The 17917-nt window shown below is 30.5% G+C and carries 16 protein-coding genes and 6 tRNA genes; 16 read left to right on the top strand and 6 right to left on the bottom strand.

Annotated elements, in window-relative coordinates; all coding sequences use genetic code 11:
• Positions 1–43 precede the first annotated feature (43 nt).
• Genes C7U55_RS09985 through C7U55_RS09975 form a run of 3 tightly spaced genes read right to left on the bottom strand, consistent with a single transcriptional unit; the run spans position 44 to position 2150 of the window.
• Positions 44–1021 carry a dipeptidase gene (locus C7U55_RS09985; protein WP_106988438.1) on the bottom strand — a complete coding sequence of 326 codons (978 nt, stop codon included), beginning with the start codon at positions 1019–1021 and terminating at the stop codon, positions 44–46.
• 9 nt (positions 1022–1030) lie between these two features.
• A complete protein-coding gene (locus C7U55_RS09980; protein WP_106988437.1) occupies positions 1031–1885 on the bottom strand; it encodes a DegV family protein in 855 nt (284 codons plus the stop codon).
• Positions 1886–1895: 10 nt separating this feature from the next.
• On the bottom strand, positions 1896–2150 hold the full coding sequence (locus C7U55_RS09975; protein ID WP_106988436.1) for a hypothetical protein: 255 nt from the start codon (positions 2148–2150) through the stop codon (positions 1896–1898).
• 173 nt (positions 2151–2323) lie between these two features.
• Here C7U55_RS09975 and C7U55_RS09970 point away from each other — a divergent pair.
• The 6 genes from C7U55_RS09970 to C7U55_RS09945 all read left to right on the top strand — a co-directional run bounded on the left by C7U55_RS09970 (position 2324) and on the right by C7U55_RS09945 (position 2820).
• Positions 2324–2399 (top strand) — tRNA-Asn (locus C7U55_RS09970).
• A 3-nt stretch (positions 2400–2402) separates the two neighbouring features.
• Positions 2403–2478: transfer RNA gene (locus C7U55_RS09965), tRNA-Glu, on the top strand.
• Between the two features lie 4 nt (positions 2479–2482).
• Positions 2483–2558, top strand: a tRNA-Val gene (locus C7U55_RS09960).
• 11 nt (positions 2559–2569) lie between these two features.
• Positions 2570–2645, top strand: a tRNA-Thr gene (locus C7U55_RS09955).
• Between the two features lie 8 nt (positions 2646–2653).
• Positions 2654–2729, top strand: a tRNA-Lys gene (locus tag C7U55_RS09950).
• A gap of 7 nt (positions 2730–2736) precedes the next feature.
• Positions 2737–2820, top strand: a tRNA-Leu gene (locus C7U55_RS09945).
• Between the two features lie 575 nt (positions 2821–3395).
• Here C7U55_RS09945 and mscL read toward each other — a convergent pair.
• Positions 3396–3839 carry a large conductance mechanosensitive channel protein MscL gene (gene mscL, locus C7U55_RS09940; protein ID WP_164488720.1) on the bottom strand — a complete coding sequence of 148 codons (444 nt, stop codon included), beginning with the start codon at positions 3837–3839 and terminating at the stop codon, positions 3396–3398.
• 276 nt (positions 3840–4115) lie between these two features.
• Here mscL and C7U55_RS09935 point away from each other — a divergent pair, with 276 nt between their 5' ends.
• Genes C7U55_RS09935 through C7U55_RS09910 form a run of 6 tightly spaced genes read left to right on the top strand, consistent with a single transcriptional unit; the run spans position 4116 to position 9874 of the window.
• Positions 4116–4934 (top strand): MurR/RpiR family transcriptional regulator, encoded by an 819-nt coding sequence (locus tag C7U55_RS09935; RefSeq protein ID WP_106988434.1) that lies wholly within the window; start codon positions 4116–4118, stop codon positions 4932–4934.
• Positions 4935–4945: 11 nt separating this feature from the next.
• Complete coding sequence (locus C7U55_RS09930; protein ID WP_106988433.1) at positions 4946–5791, top strand: fumarate hydratase; 846 nt, start codon at positions 4946–4948, stop codon at positions 5789–5791.
• A complete protein-coding gene (locus C7U55_RS09925; protein WP_106988432.1) occupies positions 5788–6345 on the top strand; it encodes a Fe-S-containing hydro-lyase in 558 nt (185 codons plus the stop codon). Before C7U55_RS09930 ends, C7U55_RS09925 begins: the two co-directional genes overlap by 4 nt.
• 44 nt (positions 6346–6389) lie before the next feature.
• The gene (locus C7U55_RS09920) at positions 6390–7649 is read left to right on the top strand and encodes a M15 family metallopeptidase (RefSeq protein WP_106988431.1); all 1260 of its coding nucleotides are present in this window, start codon (positions 6390–6392) and stop codon (positions 7647–7649) included.
• Positions 7650–7686: 37 nt separating this feature from the next.
• Entirely contained in the window at positions 7687–9309 is a 1623-nt protein-coding gene (locus C7U55_RS09915; RefSeq protein ID WP_106988430.1) for a B12-binding domain-containing radical SAM protein, read from the top strand.
• Positions 9310–9355: 46 nt separating this feature from the next.
• A complete protein-coding gene (locus tag C7U55_RS09910) occupies positions 9356–9874 on the top strand; it encodes an ATP cone domain-containing protein (RefSeq protein WP_106988429.1) in 519 nt (172 codons plus the stop codon).
• A gap of 21 nt (positions 9875–9895) precedes the next feature.
• On the opposite strand, the gene C7U55_RS09905 is transcribed toward C7U55_RS09910, so the two are convergent.
• Positions 9896–11002, bottom strand: a complete 1107-nt coding sequence (locus C7U55_RS09905) for a 5-methyltetrahydropteroyltriglutamate--homocysteine S-methyltransferase (protein ID WP_106988428.1) — start codon at positions 11000–11002, stop codon at positions 9896–9898.
• A 127-nt stretch (positions 11003–11129) separates the two neighbouring features.
• Positions 11130–12872 carry an aminopeptidase P family protein gene (locus C7U55_RS09900; RefSeq protein WP_106988427.1) on the bottom strand — a complete coding sequence of 581 codons (1743 nt, stop codon included), beginning with the start codon at positions 12870–12872 and terminating at the stop codon, positions 11130–11132.
• A 419-nt stretch (positions 12873–13291) separates the two neighbouring features.
• Between C7U55_RS09900 and C7U55_RS09895 the strand changes: the two genes are divergently transcribed.
• From C7U55_RS09895 to C7U55_RS09880, 4 genes are read left to right on the top strand one after another with little or no spacing between them, the layout of a single operon-like run.
• Positions 13292–13600, top strand: coding sequence for a hypothetical protein (locus C7U55_RS09895; protein WP_022002301.1), 309 nt, complete (start codon positions 13292–13294; stop codon positions 13598–13600).
• 11 nt (positions 13601–13611) lie between these two features.
• Entirely contained in the window at positions 13612–14643 is a 1032-nt protein-coding gene (locus tag C7U55_RS09890) for a V0D/AC39 family V-type ATPase subunit (RefSeq protein WP_048924892.1), read from the top strand.
• 11 nt (positions 14644–14654) lie between these two features.
• Positions 14655–16019, top strand: coding sequence for a V-type ATP synthase subunit I domain-containing protein (locus C7U55_RS09885; protein ID WP_106988426.1), 1365 nt, complete (start codon positions 14655–14657; stop codon positions 16017–16019).
• Positions 16010–17917, top strand: coding sequence for a V-type ATP synthase subunit I (locus tag C7U55_RS09880; protein ID WP_106988425.1), 1908 nt, complete (start codon positions 16010–16012; stop codon positions 17915–17917). Before C7U55_RS09885 ends, C7U55_RS09880 begins: the two co-directional genes overlap by 10 nt.

Raw genomic sequence — 17917 nt, 5'->3', positions numbered from 1 at the left:
CTTAGAAAGAATTTCTTAAAAAAATAAAAAGAGATAGACGAATCTATCTCAATATTTCTTTATAAACACGCAAAACGTTTTTATAAAATATTTTTTCAATTTCTTCCTCGCTTAATCCTGCTTTTACTAAAGCCTCATACAATAACTGATAATAAGAAGCATCTTTCATTTCTAATTCACTATTAATACCATCAAAATCACTTCCTAAACCGATACAATCAATTCCTGCAAGATCTTTAATATAAAGAATATGTTTTACCATATCCTCTATACAACTTTTACAGTGGCCATCGCCATCAACTAAAAAGTTTCCATAGAAATTAATTCCCATAACCCCACCACGCTTAGCAAGCTTTAAAATCATATCATCCGACATATTACGTGCTGCCTTACACAAATGACGGGCATTACTATGGGAAGCAACAAAAGGCTTTGTTGTATTGTTTAAAACATCATAAAATCCTGCATCGCTTAAATGAGAAACATCAATGATAATTCCTAAACGTTCCATTTCTTGAATGTAACGAATTCCAAAAGGAGTTAAACCGTCTTTTGTGTTGATTTTTAACGTATCTTCATAACATTTAGCATGGCTAAAGTTAGGATGACCAATGCCATTTTTGTAATTCCAAGTAAGAGTGATCATCCGAACGCCTAAACGGTAATAATGTTGGAGAAGGGATAAATCATCTTCAATGACAGCTCCTTCTTCTAAAGTTAGCATGCTTGACATGATTCCTTGGCCTCTATGATCAAGAATATCTTGATAACAATAGACAGGTTGAATTAAATCAGGATATTTTTCAATTTCTTGATAATAATAATTAATATATTGATTTACTTTTAAAAAAGGCTTCGATGTATTTCCAAGATTGGTAAACATCGCAAAGTTTTGAAGAAGATAATCACCTTTTTGCATTTTCTTTAAATCGATATGTCCAGTATTTTCTAATAAAGATTCATTTGGATACTCTTCGTATAAACGGGTAATTGTGTCACAATGCATATCAAGAACTTTCATAAAAGCCTCCTAAATTTTATATGTAGAATGAAGAGCGCAACAAGCAAGCCCACCATGGCATGTTAAAACAGCTGGTAAGTTGTTAATTTCAACTTCAATTCCATGGAATGTTGTTTGAAGTAATAATTTTGCTTTTTTGGCGAAAACGATATTATCGGCATGAGAAATATAAATTTTATATTTTTCAGCATTCACTCCTAGTTCATGGAATTTATCAGTGATTGCTTTTAAAACTTTCACTTCCGTACGAGACATACTGTATTTATCAACAGATTTTCCTTGCTCATCTAAACATAAAAGAGCTTTGATTTTTAACATAGAAGCCATACGCGCAGCCATAGGGGATAAACGCCCACTGCGTGATAATTGATCAAAATTATCAGGGTATAAAAAAGAAAAAGAATGTTTTGTTTTTTCTTCTAAAACTTTAAAAATTTCATCGACATCTTTTCCTTCATCAGCAAGTTGTTTAGCACGAATAGCCATATCCATGACAGGAGCACCGACTTGGCGGCTATCATAAATATAAACATTGTCTAAACCAACTGTATCTTTGGCTAAATGGAAACCGTTGTTTGTTCCTGATAAATCAGCAGAACATGTTACAACAATAATGGCTTCATAGTTTTCTTTTTGCCAAGCTTCCATCTTTTCAATAAGATAACCTGTATTTGGTTGACTTGTAGATGGAGTTTTTCCATCTTTTAAATAATCATAAAGTTGTTCAGTTGAAATATCAACTTGATCTTTGTATTCTTGACCATCTACGATAACGCTTAAAGAAATAAGTTCAATACCATGAGCGGCAGCAATTTCTTTATTCATTGCGCTTGTTGTATCTGTCACAATTAAATATTTTTCCATTTTTTTCTCCTTAAAATTCTAATTCAAAGTCTTGATAATCCTCTGTAAGAGATTGTGTTGCTTTTAACCATGAATAAGCTTCTTCAAATTCTTCTTGAGTGATATCATCTATTATTCCAAAATTTATGAGTTTACATACATCATATATACTTTGCCAAAGGGCATCGAATGCTTTTTCTTCGGCTTTGATATCGGATTGTTCACTTTCTTGATAAACGACAAATTCATGAGCGATTGCTGAGGCTTTTTCTCTTTGTTGATCCATTTGTATCCTCCTTGTTTAATATATATAATTATAACATCATTTAATTATAGAAAGATATAAAATAATCAAATATACATTTATTTTTTATAAATATGAAAAAAATGTAAAAAAAATCTAAAAAAGGGTTGTCAAGTTTAAAATCTTATGCTAGTATAAATGAGCACTGTTAAGTTGCTTGAATAGCTCAGTTGGTAGAGCAATCGGCTGTTAACCGATCGGTCGTAGGTTCGAGTCCTACTTCAAGCGCCATGTGGCTCGTTGGAGAAACGGTTAACTCACATGCCTTTCACGCATGCATTCACGGGTTCGAATCCCGTACGAGTCACCATTTTGGAGGTTTAGCTCAGTTGGGAGAGCATCTGCCTTACAAGCAGAGGGTCAGCGGTTCGAGCCCGTTAACCTCCACCATTTTTTTAAATGCCGGCTTAGCTCAATTGGTAGAGCAACTGACTTGTAATCAGTAGGTTGAGGGTTCAAGTCCTTTAGCCGGCACCATATTTATTGACCCGCTAGCTCAGTTGGTAGAGCATCTGACTTTTAATCAGAGGGTCAGGCGTTCGAGTCGCCTGCGGGTCACCATTTCTATGCGGGCGTGGCGGAACTGGCAGACGCACTAGACTTAGGATCTAGCGCCTTCGGCGTGCAGGTTCGATTCCTGTCGCCCGCACCAAATGTAAGAGACATCGAGTAATCGATGTTTTTTGTTTTATATAGAATATCTATGTTATAATCAAATAAATGGGTAGATGAAACTATGAAACAATATATAACATTTAAAATCAAAAAGCTTTACCTTCATATCTTCTTATTTTTTTTATATTAATTATCTGTGGGTTTGGTTATTATAAGTGGTGTGCCAATCATCCTGAAATCAATATTCAAGTAAGTGAAGGTACAGCAGGAAACAATTTAAAAATAGAAGTCCCACAAATAATTTATACCACACGACATGGTATTGAAATAGATCCTAAAATAGAATTACAAATTGTAGAAATTCAGCTACAACACGAAGGAACTAGCTCACTTTTAAAAAATGCTTATCAAAGCAGTGATATTAAGCTTGATTTATCCGTAAAAAATGGGAAAACAATTATGCATTATTACGGAAAAGCTACGACATTTGCGGGGGAAAGAAGAAAATTATGATACTGAAGCAAAATTTGATTTTGCAATAGATGGCAAGATTATTAAAATCAAATAATAGTAAAAAAGCTCTTTGTAATGAGTACATTACAGAGAGTTTTTTTACTTTTCTAATTGACTTGTACAGTGTGGGCAACGAGTTGCTTGAATAGAAATTTCGCTTTGACAATAAGGACATATTTTTTTAGTTGTTTTTTCTTCAACTGGTTTTTCTGTTTTTTCTCTTAATTTATTCATAGCTTTCACAATCATAAAAATCACAAAAGCCATGATGATGAAGTTTAATAAACCAGTTACAAATAAACCGTAATTGATTGTAGATGCACCTGCTTTTTGTGCTTGAGCAAGTGTTTTATATGTATTTCCGTCCAAAGCGATAAATAAGTTAGAAAAATCAATCTTACCTGTAACTAAACTTAAAATAGGCATGATGATATTTTCAACAAGTGATGTTACAAGTGAATTAAAAGCACCCCCAATGATAACCCCTACAGCTAAGTCAATCATGTTCCCTTTTAAGGCAAACTCTTTAAACTCTTTTAACATTTTTTCTATCTCCTTTAGGTATTGTTATATGTAAAACAAAAAAGACATCAAGATGCCTTTTCAATATTCTTATTTGGGAGGATAAGAATATGTAGAAAGTAAATAGAGGGAATATGAATAGTAAAATCTATCTCTTTCCACATTTATTAATATAAATATAAAAATTAGAGAAAAAAAGGCACAAATGTCAAAAAATATGTGATTTATAAAACAAAAAATATCTATCAACAAGAAGAAAGATTTAGTGTATAATGTTGTAGAATAGAGGAGAATAGCATGAAAAATTTATTTTATCGTTTATTAATATATCTAGATAGTGCCAATGAAGCAGATACAAATTATAATATTGCTTGGTATATGGCACATCATATTTCTGAAGTGGCACACATGGGAATTTCTAAACTAGCAAGTGAATGTTTTGTATCACCAGCAACGATTTCTCGTTTTTGTCGAACATTAGGTTATGAAAACTATGCGCATTTAAAACAAGAATGTGCTTGGTTTAGTTCGACATCAAGAAAGTTTAATAATTTAATCAATGTTCCATTAGATATGATGAAAGATCATCCTGAAGAAAGTACAGCTTATTATACTCAACAAATTTGTGCTTCTTTAAGTCAACTTTCTTCTTATTTAGATTGGAAGGTCATTGATCAAGTCATTCAATTGATTCATGATAGTGATAATGTAGCTTTTTTTGGAACACAGTTTTCTCATTCGGTCGCATTACATTTTCAGACAGATTTATTGATGTTAGAAAAGTTTACCATGGCTTATATGGAACAAACGAATCAACTTCAATGTGCAAAAGAGTTAGATGAAAATAGTGTTGCTATTATTTTAACTGTAAGTGGACATATTTTTAATGGAAATCAAAAGATGATTTCATACATAAAAAAATCAAATGCGAAAGTTGTTATTATTACTAATGATCAAGATTTTGATTTTGGTTTTGAACCAGATTATGTTATTGGAATAGGAAATCCTAAATATAAAAGAACAGGGAAACATAATCTACTTACAACGATGGAATTAATGGCTTTACGTTATTATTCTATCTATTATCCAGATGTTAAAGACAATATTATTGAATAGAGGGAACTGATATGAAAGAAATAACATGTCAAGAAATTACAGAAACATTAAAAACAATGTGTATTGAAGCAGCAACAAATCTACCTAAAGATGTTTATCAACAACTTCATCAAAAACATGATGAAGAAGATAGTTTACTTGCTAAGAAAACATTACAAGTTCTTATTGATAATGCTGATCTTGCAAGAGAAAAACAAATGCCAATTTGTCAAGATACAGGAATGGCTTTTGTTTATGTGACAATGGGACAAGAAGTTCATATTACGGGTGGTAGTTTAAAAGAAGCAATTCAAGAAGGAATACGTCAAGGATATATAGAAGGATATTTAAGAAAATCGGTTGTCAAAGATCCATTATTTGAACGTACAAATACCAAAGATAATACACCTGCCATCATCTATTATGATATTGTAGAGGGTGATACCTTTCATATTACTTTAGCACCTAAAGGATTTGGTTCAGAAAATATGAGTCAAATTAAGATGTTAAAACCAAGTGATGGTTTACAAGGAGTCAAAGACTTTGTCATGAAAGTTGTAAATGATGCAGGACCAAATGCCTGTCCACCAATGGTTATTGGTGTTGGTATTGGGGGTTCTTTTGATAAAGTAACCATGCTTGCTAAAAAAGCAATGATTCGTGAGATTGGTAGTCATCATCCAGATCAAAGATATGCTTCTTTAGAAGATGAGCTTTTAAAGATGATCAATGAAACAGGAATAGGACCTGCGGGTTATGGCGGAAAGACAACAGCCTTATCTTTAAATATTGAAACATTTCCAACACATATTGCGGGAATGCCGGTTGCTGTAAGTATTTGTTGTCATGTATCACGTCATAAGGAGGCTTCGTTATGATTTATTTAGAAACACCGTTAACAGTTGATAAAATTAAACAACTTCATGCAGGAGATGAAGTGTATTTAAGTGGAACGATTTATACAGGTAGAGATGCTGCTCATAAAAGATTAATTCAATTATTGGATGAAGGAAAAAAACTTCCTTTTGATATTCAAAATCAAACCATCTTCTATGTTGGACCAACTCCTTCCAAACCAGGACAAGTTTTTGGTAGTGGAGGACCAACAACTTCAGGAAGAATGGATGCTTATTCACCAAGATTGATTGGACTTGGTTTACATGCGATGATTGGTAAAGGCTATCGTAATGAAGCTGTCAAAAAAGCTATTGTTGATCATTGTGGTGTTTATTTTGGCGCAATTGGTGGTGCTGGAGCGATGATGTCATCTTGTATTGAAGAGTGCGAAATTATTGCCTTTGATGACTTAGGACCTGAAGCAATTCGTAAGCTCAAAGTTAAAAATATGCCACTTGTTGTCGTGATAGATCAATTAGGAAATGATCTTTATGAAATTGGTAGAAAAAACTATTTAAAAAATGATTGTCAATAGATAGGTTATTTTCTATAATAGCTATCGTTGATAGAGGTGAGAAAATGGGATTATTTAGAAAGAAAAAAATGGACTATGGATATTATAGTTCTTATAGTTCAAAAAGAAGAAGATTAAGAGTTGATCGTGCAGCCCTTGCGGTAATTGCAGGAATTCTGCTTGTTGTCGGAATTGTTGTTTATTTTAATTTTAATCGTATTCAATTTTTAGTAAAAGGTTATTCTTGGTCAACTACAAGTGAACTTGTACGTTCATTTGATAATGATGAAGAAAAAGAATTGTTATCTCATGATAAAATGACACATATTTTAAAATGGATCGATAATTCAAATAAAGTAACTCTTTATGATGAATACGAACGTTTTTATGCATTACATAAAGAATTAGCTTATGATGATCTTGTAGAAGTGGCTGATTATATTTTTGAAAACCAAGTACCTACATTACATCAATTAGGTTATAAAGATTCTACTATTTGGAAAATGTTGGAAGATGGTGCTGGAAAAAGTGATCTTCAATATCTTGTAGATAACAAACTTTCAAATAGTCAAACAGCTCCTTTTAGAAAAGTAAAAGGATATAATTTAAAGAAAATCAATGATTATATTGAAAAATATAAAGAAGTAAAAGATTACAATTACGCAGTCAATATTGTTAATTATCCATTCATTGTATCAAGTAATGGAGATACAAAAGAAAAATATGACATTACAAATCCAGATGATTTATTAACACTTGTTAAAAAAGGATTCTATTTAAATGATTATGAACCAAAAGATTTAGTCAATGTAGATAGTGAGTATGTGGCTCCAACATGTGATCATCCACAACTTCGTAAAGTAGCTGCTAATGCTTTAATTAAAATGATTAAAGATGCTGAAAAAGAAGATATGCACTTATTATTAAACAGTGGGTATCGTTCTTATGAAGAACAAACAAAAATCTATGATGAAACACAACAAAAATACGGTGAAGTTTACGCTAAAGAATACGTTGCTACACCAGGAGCAAGTGAACACCAAACAGGACTTGGAATTGATATGACTTCACAAAGTGTTGTTGATAAACAAAGACTTGTTTTTGGAGATACGGTTGAATATAAATGGGTCGTTAAAAACTGTGCAAAATATGGTTTCATCATTCGTTTTACTGAAGGAACAGATGGTATTACTGGTATTTCTCATGAACCTTGGCATTTACGTTATGTTGGTAAAGATGTGGCTAAAGAAATTATGAACAAAAACTGGACATTAGAAGAATATTGTCTTTATAAAAATGCGATTCCAAAATATAAGAAAGATTAAAATCTAGAGTTTTCTCTAGATTTTTAAATAGATAGATATGAAAACATTAATTACAACACTCAATTCAAAATTTATCCATAAATCATTATCACTTCGTTTACTTTATGTTGCTTGTAAAGAAAGACATGATATTGATTTTAAAGAATATACCATTAAAGATGATTTAAATCATATTGTTGATGATTTAATTCAACAAAACTTAGATGTCCTTTGTCTAAGTGTTTATATTTGGAATGTAGATCTTATTCAAGAACTATGTCATCTTTTAAAACAAAAACAACCAAATTTAATCATTGTTATTGGTGGGCCAGAAGTCATGTATGACATCGATCACTTCTTAGATACCTTTGAAATTGATTATATTATGGCGGGTGAAGGAGAAATTGCTTTAGATAAACTACTTACCTGTTTAGAAAACAAAGAAGAGGTTTGTCTTCAAGGAGTATCTACAAAAGAAAAAAGAGATGACCGTCTTATTCCACCAGTGGATTTAAGTTATTTAGAAACATTGGATTCTCCCTATTTATTAGAAAGAGATAAAAAGGATATGAAGAATCGTATCTTGTATTTTGAAACAAGTCGAGGTTGTCCTTATCAATGTCAATATTGTTTATCTTCTTTAGAAAAAGGATTACGTTTCTTTTCAATGGGTTATTTAAAACAACAATTAGGTTTACTTTTAGAAACTGATGTAAAAGTAATTAAATTACTTGATCGTTCATTTAACGCTAAAACAGAACATGCATTAGAAATCCTTGATTTTGTTTTTAAACATGCTCGTCCAGGGGTTCAACTACAATTTGAAATCAACGGAGATGTTTTGGATCAAAGAATTATTGACTTTATTAATGAAGAAGCACCAGATGGTTTACTTCGTTTTGAAATTGGCATTCAATCAACTTATGAACCAACTAATAAGGTAGTACGACGTTATCAAAATTTTGAACGTTTATGTGACGTCATCAAACAGCTCCAACAAAATCATAAGATTGATTTTCATTTGGATCTTATTGCAGGACTTCCTTTAGAAAACCTTCAACGTTTTTCTAAATCCTTTGATGATGTCTTTAGACTTTATCCAAAAGAATTACAACTTGGTTTTTTAAAACTTTTAAGAGGGACAAGTTTAAGAAACGAAGCTAATAAATATGGTTATGTGTATCAACAAGAAGCACCTTATGAACTTATTGAAAGCCATGATTTATCAAAAGAAGATATTGAAAAGATTCATTTAGCAGAAGATATGTTACAAAAATATTGGAATTCAGGAAGAATGCCAATAACAATGAATAAGGTATTAAGAGCTTGTGCTTCACCGTTTTATTTCTTTTTGGATCTTGGTGAATTTTATCAAGCAAATGATTTTAAATTCTTTGGTTTCCAATTAGATGAATTATTCCAATATCTTAATCTTTATTTAAAAGGAAGATATGAAGATGAACTTATTGAAGATTATTTAAGATTATCAAAGGTAAAACCTAAAAAATGGTGGAAACCAAGAATAGAAAATGAAAAAGAAACTAAACATCTATTAATAAATACCTATCGTTTAAATAAAGAAGATGTCTTTAGATATGGAATTGTCGAAAAATTAAAAGAAGAATATATTCTTGTTCTTTATAAGAATTATCAAGTAACCGTTGAAAAATATCATATCTAATGAAATAACTTAAAATATTCGTTATACTAATAGTAGGAGTGATACTATGATTAAAAATGTAAGAAAAAGAGATGGAAGACTTGTTGAATTTGAAGTAGATAAAATTGCAGGAGCGCTCTATAAAGCTTTTGGGGCATGTTATGATAAAGTAGATTTAAAAAAGGTATATGCCATTGCTCATGATGTCGAAAAACGTTTAGAAGATAATGAAAGTACTTTTCCTACGGTAGAACTTGTACAAGATACGGTAGAAGAAATTCTTATTGAAGAAGGGTATGTACGAGTGGCGAAAGCATATATTCTTTATCGTGATAAAAGAAGTCGTTCACGTGATATGAAATCTATTTTATTAGAAAGTATTGAAAATCAATCAAGTGATGATATTAATTTGTTTGAAATATTTGAAAACTTGATGAATGATGCTATGGATAAAGCGCGTAAAGAGGATCTTAAAAAGATAGTGGCTCTTTTAAAAGAACTCAATATTGATGAAAAGACAATTATAGAAAAAGTCACAACAACTTTTTCTATAACAGCAGATAGTTTAGAAAAAATATGCAAATAAAAAAGAACGAAAGTTCTTTTTTTATTGCCATACTTCTTCTGCAATTTCTTTAACAAGTTTGATCTTATTCCATTGTTCCTCTTTGGTAAGTAAGTTTCCTTCTTCAGTAGAAGCAAAACCACATTGAGGAGATAAAGCAAGTTGATTTAATGGCACGTATTTTTCAGCTTCATGAATACGTTTAATAATTTCTTCTTTATTTTCAAGTTTTGCCTCTTTAGAAGTTACAAGACCTAAGATAACTTTTTGATCTTGGATATAACGAAGTGGTTCAAAACCACCAGCACGTTCACTATCGTATTCTAAGAAGAATCCATCTACTTTACAGTTACCAAATAATGTTTTAGCAACAGGTTCATATCCTCCTGAAGTAAACCATGTTGATCTAAAGTTACCACGGCAAATGTGCATTGTAATAACCATATCATTTGGCTTTGCTTCTAAAGCAAGATTAATCATATCAACATATTTTTTAGCAAGTTCATCTACATCAATTCCTCTTGCTTTGTAAGCTTCTCTTTTTTCTTTTGAACAAAACTCTCCCCATGAAGTATCATCTAATTGAAGATAACGGCATCCAGCATTATAAAAAGCTTTGATTGCTTTTTGATAAGCATAGGCGATATCTTTTAATAAAACATCGTTATCTTGATATCTTTCAATAGGTTGATAGTTTTCTTCTCTAATACAACAAATTAAATGAAGCATTGAAGGAGAAGGGATACATTGTTTAACTTCTGTTTCTCCAGATACTCTTTGCATGAATTTAAAATGTTTTAAAAAAGGATGATCTTCGGGGAAATCGATTTTATCTACAATTTCTAAAGTTTGACTTTTTGGTTGATGTCCTTTAAAGGCAATTGAAAAATGTTCGACGGCTACTTTTTCTACGCCTTTTAAATCCCATAGAAAATCTAAATGCCAAAAAGCTCTTCGAAATTCACCATCAGTAACAGCTTTTAAACCAACAGCTTTTTCTTCATTAACAAGATTTTCAATTGATTTATTTTCAATTTCTTCTAATTGACTTTGATTGATTTTTCCTAAGGAAAAACCTTCTCTTGCTTGTTTAATTTCTTTATCTCTTAAAAAACTTCCTACAATATCATATTTATAAGGTGCGCTCATTTTTATTCCTCCTTGAAACTTTGTCTAAAGTATAAAAAGGAATGAAATTATTGTAAAATACATATTAGTTTATGTTTGATATAGTTTTAAACTATATAAAGAATAAAAAATAACAAGATTTCTCTTGTTATTTAATGAATAAATTATTTAAGTACCAATCTTTTTCTTCTTGTGTTAAATAATCTTTAAGACGATCATAAGTATATTGTTGGTAATCATTAATTGTTTGAATTTCATGATTTGATAAATAATTTAAATCTAAACCTTCAATATCAAATGGAACATAAGTGATTGGTTCAAATTTTAAGAAAGTACCATATTCATTTTCTGTATGTTTAACACATAAAAGTTCATTTTCATGACGAATACCATGACTGCCTTCTTTGTAAACACCTGGTTCATCGGTTGTAATCATACCTGGAACGATGCATGATTCATGACCATAAAGACTCTTTGGACGAAGTCCATTAGGTCCTTCATGAACATTTAAGAAATGACCAACACCATGCCCTGTGCCACAACGATAATCTAAATCATAGTCATAAATCACACCACGAGCAAGGATGTCTAGGTTTGCCCCTGTTGTAACATCTTGGATAAAATGAGCATTTTGTAATCTGAATATTGCTTTTAAAGCAATTGTGAAGTCTTTTCTTTCTTCTTGCGTCATTTCACCTAAAACAAAGGTTCTTGTGATATCTGTTGTTCCTGTAAGATATTGTCCACCACTATCAATTAATAATAAATGAGAAGCATTCACTTTAGAATATTGTTTTTCTGTTGGATGATAATGCATTAAAGCAGCATTTTCACGATAAGCACAGATTGTTGTAAAGGAAATGTCTTTGAAATTTGGTTGTTGTTTGCGATATTCTAAAAGTTTATTAGAAATAGATAGTTCATCCATTTCTATCTTTCCTATATTTGTTTTTAACCAATACATAAATTTAGTAACGGCAATACCATCATGTAAATGAGCATCTTTTGTCGCTTTGATTTCTGTTTCGTTTTTAATTGATTTAAGTAATTGACTTGGATTTGTTTGATTGATGACATCATCTGTATTAATAGAATTAACTAATGTATAGTTTACTGATTTTGTATCTAAAAGAACTTTACCATTGATATTTTTAATATCTTCATAAATATCAAAATAATCTTTAACTTCAATTTGGTCTTTTAATAATTCATCAATGAGTTCTTGACTTACAGCTTCTTTTCTTAAGTAAAGGTTTGCTTTTTCTTTTTCAATTAAAGCATAAGCTAAAGCAACAGGGTTGCATAAAACATCATTACCGCGAATATTAAAGATCCAAGCAATATCATCTAAAGTTGTCACTAAATGATATTTCGCATCTTTCATTTCTTCTCTAATGATTTCTAATTTTTCTTTTCTAGAAACACCACAATATTTTGTATCATATAAATAAACTTCTTCATGGGAAAGTTCAGGACGCTCTTGCCAAATAAGATCTACAAGATCTTCATTGGCTTGAATGGTATTTGTGAAAAGACATTGATTATAAGGCATCACACGCCCGTCAAAACCAATGGTTGCTTCTGGATATTTTTCAATATATTCTTTAATAGTAGGAACACCCGGTGTACGCATTTTCATTAATTGAATACAACTACCGGCAAGTTCTTTTTCTGCTTGAATAAAATAACGACCGTCTGTCCATAAATAAGCTTCATCTTGTCTTACGATAAGAGTTCCAGCTGAACCGCTAAATCCAGACATATAATGACGAGCTTCAAAGTAACTTCCTACGTATTCACTTTGATGAAAATCACTGGTTGGAATGATATAAAGATCGATTCCTCTTTCTTTCATAAGTTGTCTTAATTTTGTAATTCTTTGATTTATCATAATGACCTCCTAAGTTCTTTCATTTTAACATTTACCTTCAAGAATGAAAAGGCTTAGAGATGAATAAAAAATTAGGAATGAATCTTGCTAAAAGTGGCATGACGCTAAGGTTTTGGCGGATTTATGCAAATGTGAAAATTTGTCTATTGACAAATATTGAAAAGTGGGAGTAGAATAACGTGCGAAATAAAGAATAAGCTATGTATTGCAAGCGCCACATCTCTAAGAAGTGACATGAACAACACAAAAATAGGGGAGGTGCTTTTGTTTTTACATATATTCTTTAAAGAGGATTTTTGATAAATTCTTATAAATTCGTCATAAATTTATCATAAAGAGTGCTTTTGAAAGCTATATCTGTTGAATTTTAAAAGAATGAGAGTACAATAATCCTCGACAAGAAGAAGGGGGAAAATAAGATGGATGATATTATTCAAAAGTTAATAGAATTCGATCGCCAATGCGTAGAAAAAGTAGAACTTGCGAAAAAGAAAAAAGCAGAAGCTCAATCAAGTATGATGTCGCAAAAATCTACAATTTATAGTGAGTATATTGATAGTCAACAAGATCAAGTTGAAAAGCATAAACAAGATCTATTGAATAAGAATAAAGAAGAAGCACAATTACAAGAAAATGAATTTCATAAATCAATGAAAAATATGGAAGATTTATTTACTCAAAATAAAGATAAATGGGTAGATGAAATCTTTACAAGATGTACTAAATAGAAGGTGTAAAGATGTCTTTATCTTCAAATGCCTTATGTGCAAAAGCTAAAGCAATGTATGGTGGGCGTTTAAATAAGAATGTTTATCTTGATTTAACAAGAAAACAAACAATTGGAGAAGTTGTTTCTTATTTAAAATCTCAAACAAGTTATGCAGATGCTTTAAAAGATATTAATATTAGACATGTTCATCGTGGTCAAATAGAAGATTGTTTAAATCAAGAATATTATCATCGTTGTGCGAAGTTGATGAAATATTCACCCAAATCTGATGAAGATTTTTATCTATTTGAAATTATTGGAGTAGAAATTAATTTAATTATGGATAAACTTGTTTCTTTACAAGCAAAGGAACAATATAGTTTTAATTTATCAATTCCTACTTATTTAGCGAAAAAGACAAGTTTTAATATTGATGGATTAGTAAACATTGAATCATTCAAAGATCTTTTACAATATCTTTCAAAAACAAGATATTATAAAGTTCTTAAAGAAATTGATTTCTCTGTCCCATTTGATGTTAAAGAAGTTCATATGTGCTTACAATCACTTTATTATGAAAACATTGTTGAAACAATTAAAAAACACTTCAAAGGAAGTGTTCAAAAAGATTTATTAAATATTCTCTATACTTCTATTGAATTAAAGAATATTTCAAAAATCTATCGTTATAAACAATATTTCCATGAATCAGAAGATTCAATTAGAAGTTCACTCTTTTTACAATATTCAAGATTGCCAAAAGATATGATGAATCGTTTAATTAGTGCAAGCGGTCCTAAAGAAGTATTATCTTTATTATCAACTTCTAAATATAACTTCTATATGGATGATAAAGAATTTGCCTATATCGAATATTATGCAGATAGTATTCAATATAATATCGCAAAAAGATACATGCGTTTTTCAAACAGTGCACCACTTGTTTATATGACTTATAGTATTTTACAAAGAATTGAAATAGATAATTTGAAACATATTGTTGAAGGTATTCGTTATAATCAACCTGTTTCAAAAATTGAAAATACATTGATCTATGCATAGGAGGGGAAAAAATGATTAAGAATACACATTTATATAACATTGTTTTCTCTAGAGATGATTATATGGAAGTTTTGATGAAACTTGAAAATCATCAAGATTCTATTTATCCAGTTAAAGCGAAGAAAGTGATTTCTAATTTAGACCATGCAACTTCTATGGAAGATAGAAATCCATATAACGAGGTATTAGACGAACTTTATAATGTAATGGATGTCTTACATATTGAAAGAGTAGATAGACCCGTTCAAAGTGCATTTTTAAATGTTCGTGAAATTTTAGATTATATTTCAGAAATTCATCAAAAGTTAGATGATATTAATGAAATTAAAAGAGGAATTAAAAAAGATTATTATGAAAATCAGGAAGCAATTGAATTGATTTCATGTTTAAATCGTGATCGTATTTCTATCGATGATATTCATGAATTAAAATATGTTGCTTTAAGATTTGGTAAATTACCATTATCACAAATTGAAAAAATCAAATATTTTGATAGTTATCCATTTGTTTATCAAGAATTATCACATACAGATCGATTCGCTTGGATTGTTTATGGTGGCGTTGAACATAGTATTGGTGAAATTGATAACATTTTCTCTTCAATGAACTTTGAAGAAGTAAAACTTCCAAAATTTGCCCATGGTAAAATGGAAGAAGCGATTGCTGAATTAAAAGCAGAAAATAAAACAATGGAAGCGTATCTTCGAGAACTTGATCAACGTATTGAAAAAGTGAAAGAAGAAAATGAAGAACAATTACTTGGTGACTTTTGGAAAACATATCGTTTGAAAGAGTTATACAAGAAAGGTAAATATGTAGTTGATTTAAAAACTAAAGCTGCAGTTTATGCCTTTAGTTCATTTAATAAAGATGAATTAGAAGCTATTGTAAATGTTCCTGGAATTACTATTCATGAACTTCCTATTGATACGTATCAAGATCAAGGAGTTGAAGGTCCTGTTTATGTTGAAAACAACGCATTTTTCCAACCATTTGAATGCTTATTCACATTTAAACCTGGTGAAAAATTTGATCCAACAGTGATTGCTGGTGTGGTTATGATGCTTTCAGCACTTGTTTTACTTGGTGATTTAGGAGTAGGTGTTTTAGCTATTCTATTATCATTTATTGTTAAGGGTAACATCAGTAAGTTACTACAACGTGTAGGAGCTGCTGTTACAATAGGAGGACTATTAAGTGGAACAGTCTTCTATAGTATGTCACTTTATAATTCAATCTTTGTTGTAGGTACAAACTATGCAATGCAAATTGGATTATTCTTTGTTATAAACATTGCGCTATTATTAGTTTGTAGCTTAGTGAAAAAAGTGACAAAAAGATCAATAAAGAGTAAAGGGGGACTGTCATGGCAATAGCGAAATTAAACTTGGTTAGCCTTGATTTTGATAAAGACAATTGTAATGATGTGTTACTTGAGCTTTATCAAAGAGATGATTTTCATCCCGAGCTAGCAAGCAAGTTTACGGATAGTGTTGCTGGTCTTTCAGCTTACAACAATGACAATCTTTATGAAGAATTGTTATCAAGAATTGAAGAAATGAAAACAAAATATCATTTTGAAGTTCATGAAGTTGAAACAGATTCGCAACTTAATGTATTTAGAGCTAAAGAATTTTTAGATGATTTATTTTTAGATATTGACCGTATTGATGCTGTTAAAAAAGAATTGACAAAGATGATTGAAGAAAATGATGAAGCCATCATTACTTTGAATCATGTTGAAGGTTCTAATATTGACTTTGATCAATTATTTGGAACACAATATTTAAAAATAAGATTCGGTAAACTTCCTCTCAATAATGAAGGAAAGTTAGAGTATTATGAAACATTACCATTTGTTTATAAAGCATTTCAAAGAGATGATAAATATGTATGGTGTATGTATATGACGACACCTACAGATGCTCCTGAAGTGGATAATGTTTTTACATCACTTTATTTTGAAAAAATTCATATTCCTGAATTCGTTCATGGTTCATGTGAATTAGCTGAAAAAGAAATTCAAAATGAATCTGATTCAGCTAAACAATACAGCCAAGATTTACAAAATAGAATTGATAAAACAATTTCAGAAAATATGGAAGAATTAACACGTATTTATAGTATTGCTAAAAAATTAAATTCAGTTTATGCAATGCAAAAATATATTGTTAAATTAGGTGATAAATTAAATGTTCATGGATTTGTCCCTAAGAGAGATTTAGATAACTTCAAAAACACTTTTGAAAGTATCGATGGTGTTAAACTTGAAGTTTTACCTGCTACATCAGATGTACGTCTAGAACCACCAACAAGACTTAAAAATTCATGGTTTGCAAGACCATTTAGAATGTTCGTCGAAATGTATGGTGTACCTCGTTACAATGATGTAGATCCAACATTATTAGTTGCTATTTCATATACTTTATTATTTGGTATTATGTTTGGTGACTTAGGACAAGGTATTATTCTTTCTTTAGTAGGCCTTGTTGCTGAAAAAAAATTTAATTTAAAATTAGGTGGCGTGGGAGTTCGTTTAGGTATTTCCAGTGCAATCTTCGGTGTATTCTTTGGTTCATTCTTTGGAAATGAAGAAATCTTATCTGAATATTTCAAAGGTTTCTCATTCTTTAATGCAATGTCACCAGAAAATACAATGACATTATTAATGGCTGCCATTGGACTTGGTATTGTCTTAATTCTTATTTCAATGACATTCAATATTGTTTTGAACTTTAAAAAGAAAAATATTGGTGAAGCGATTTTAAGTCAAAATGGTTTATGTGGGGTTACATTCTATGTTGCTGTTATTGGTGCAGCTCTTGGAATGCTTACAGGTATGCATTTTGTAAATATTTTCTATATTTTAATTTTAATTGTTTTACCACTAATCTTAATGTTCTTAAAAGAACCATTAATTAGAAAATTAGAAGAACATGGTGAAATGTTCCCAAATGGTTTTGGAGCATTCTTTGTTGAAGGATTCTTCGAATTATTTGAAGTAGTCTTATCATTTATTACAAACACAATGTCATTCTTGCGTGTTGGGGGATTCGTTTTATCACATGCTGGTATGATGCTTGTTGTTTATACTCTTGCCGAAATGGTAGGGGGATTTGGTGAAATCATTGTCTTGATTTTAGGAAACGTTTTCGTAATGTGTCTTGAAGGATTGATCGTTGGTATTCAAGTATTACGTCTTGAATTCTACGAAATGTTTTCACGTTATTATGAAGGAAATGGAATTCCATTTAAAACTATTAAGGAAGATTAA

It is taken from the genome of Faecalibacillus faecis, assembly GCF_003024675.1.
Lineage (GTDB): Bacteria > Bacillota_I > Bacilli_A > Erysipelotrichales > Coprobacillaceae > Faecalibacillus > Faecalibacillus faecis.
The sequence above is the reverse complement of the archived record's forward strand: the minus strand, read 5'-3'. Positions and strand labels throughout refer to the sequence as shown.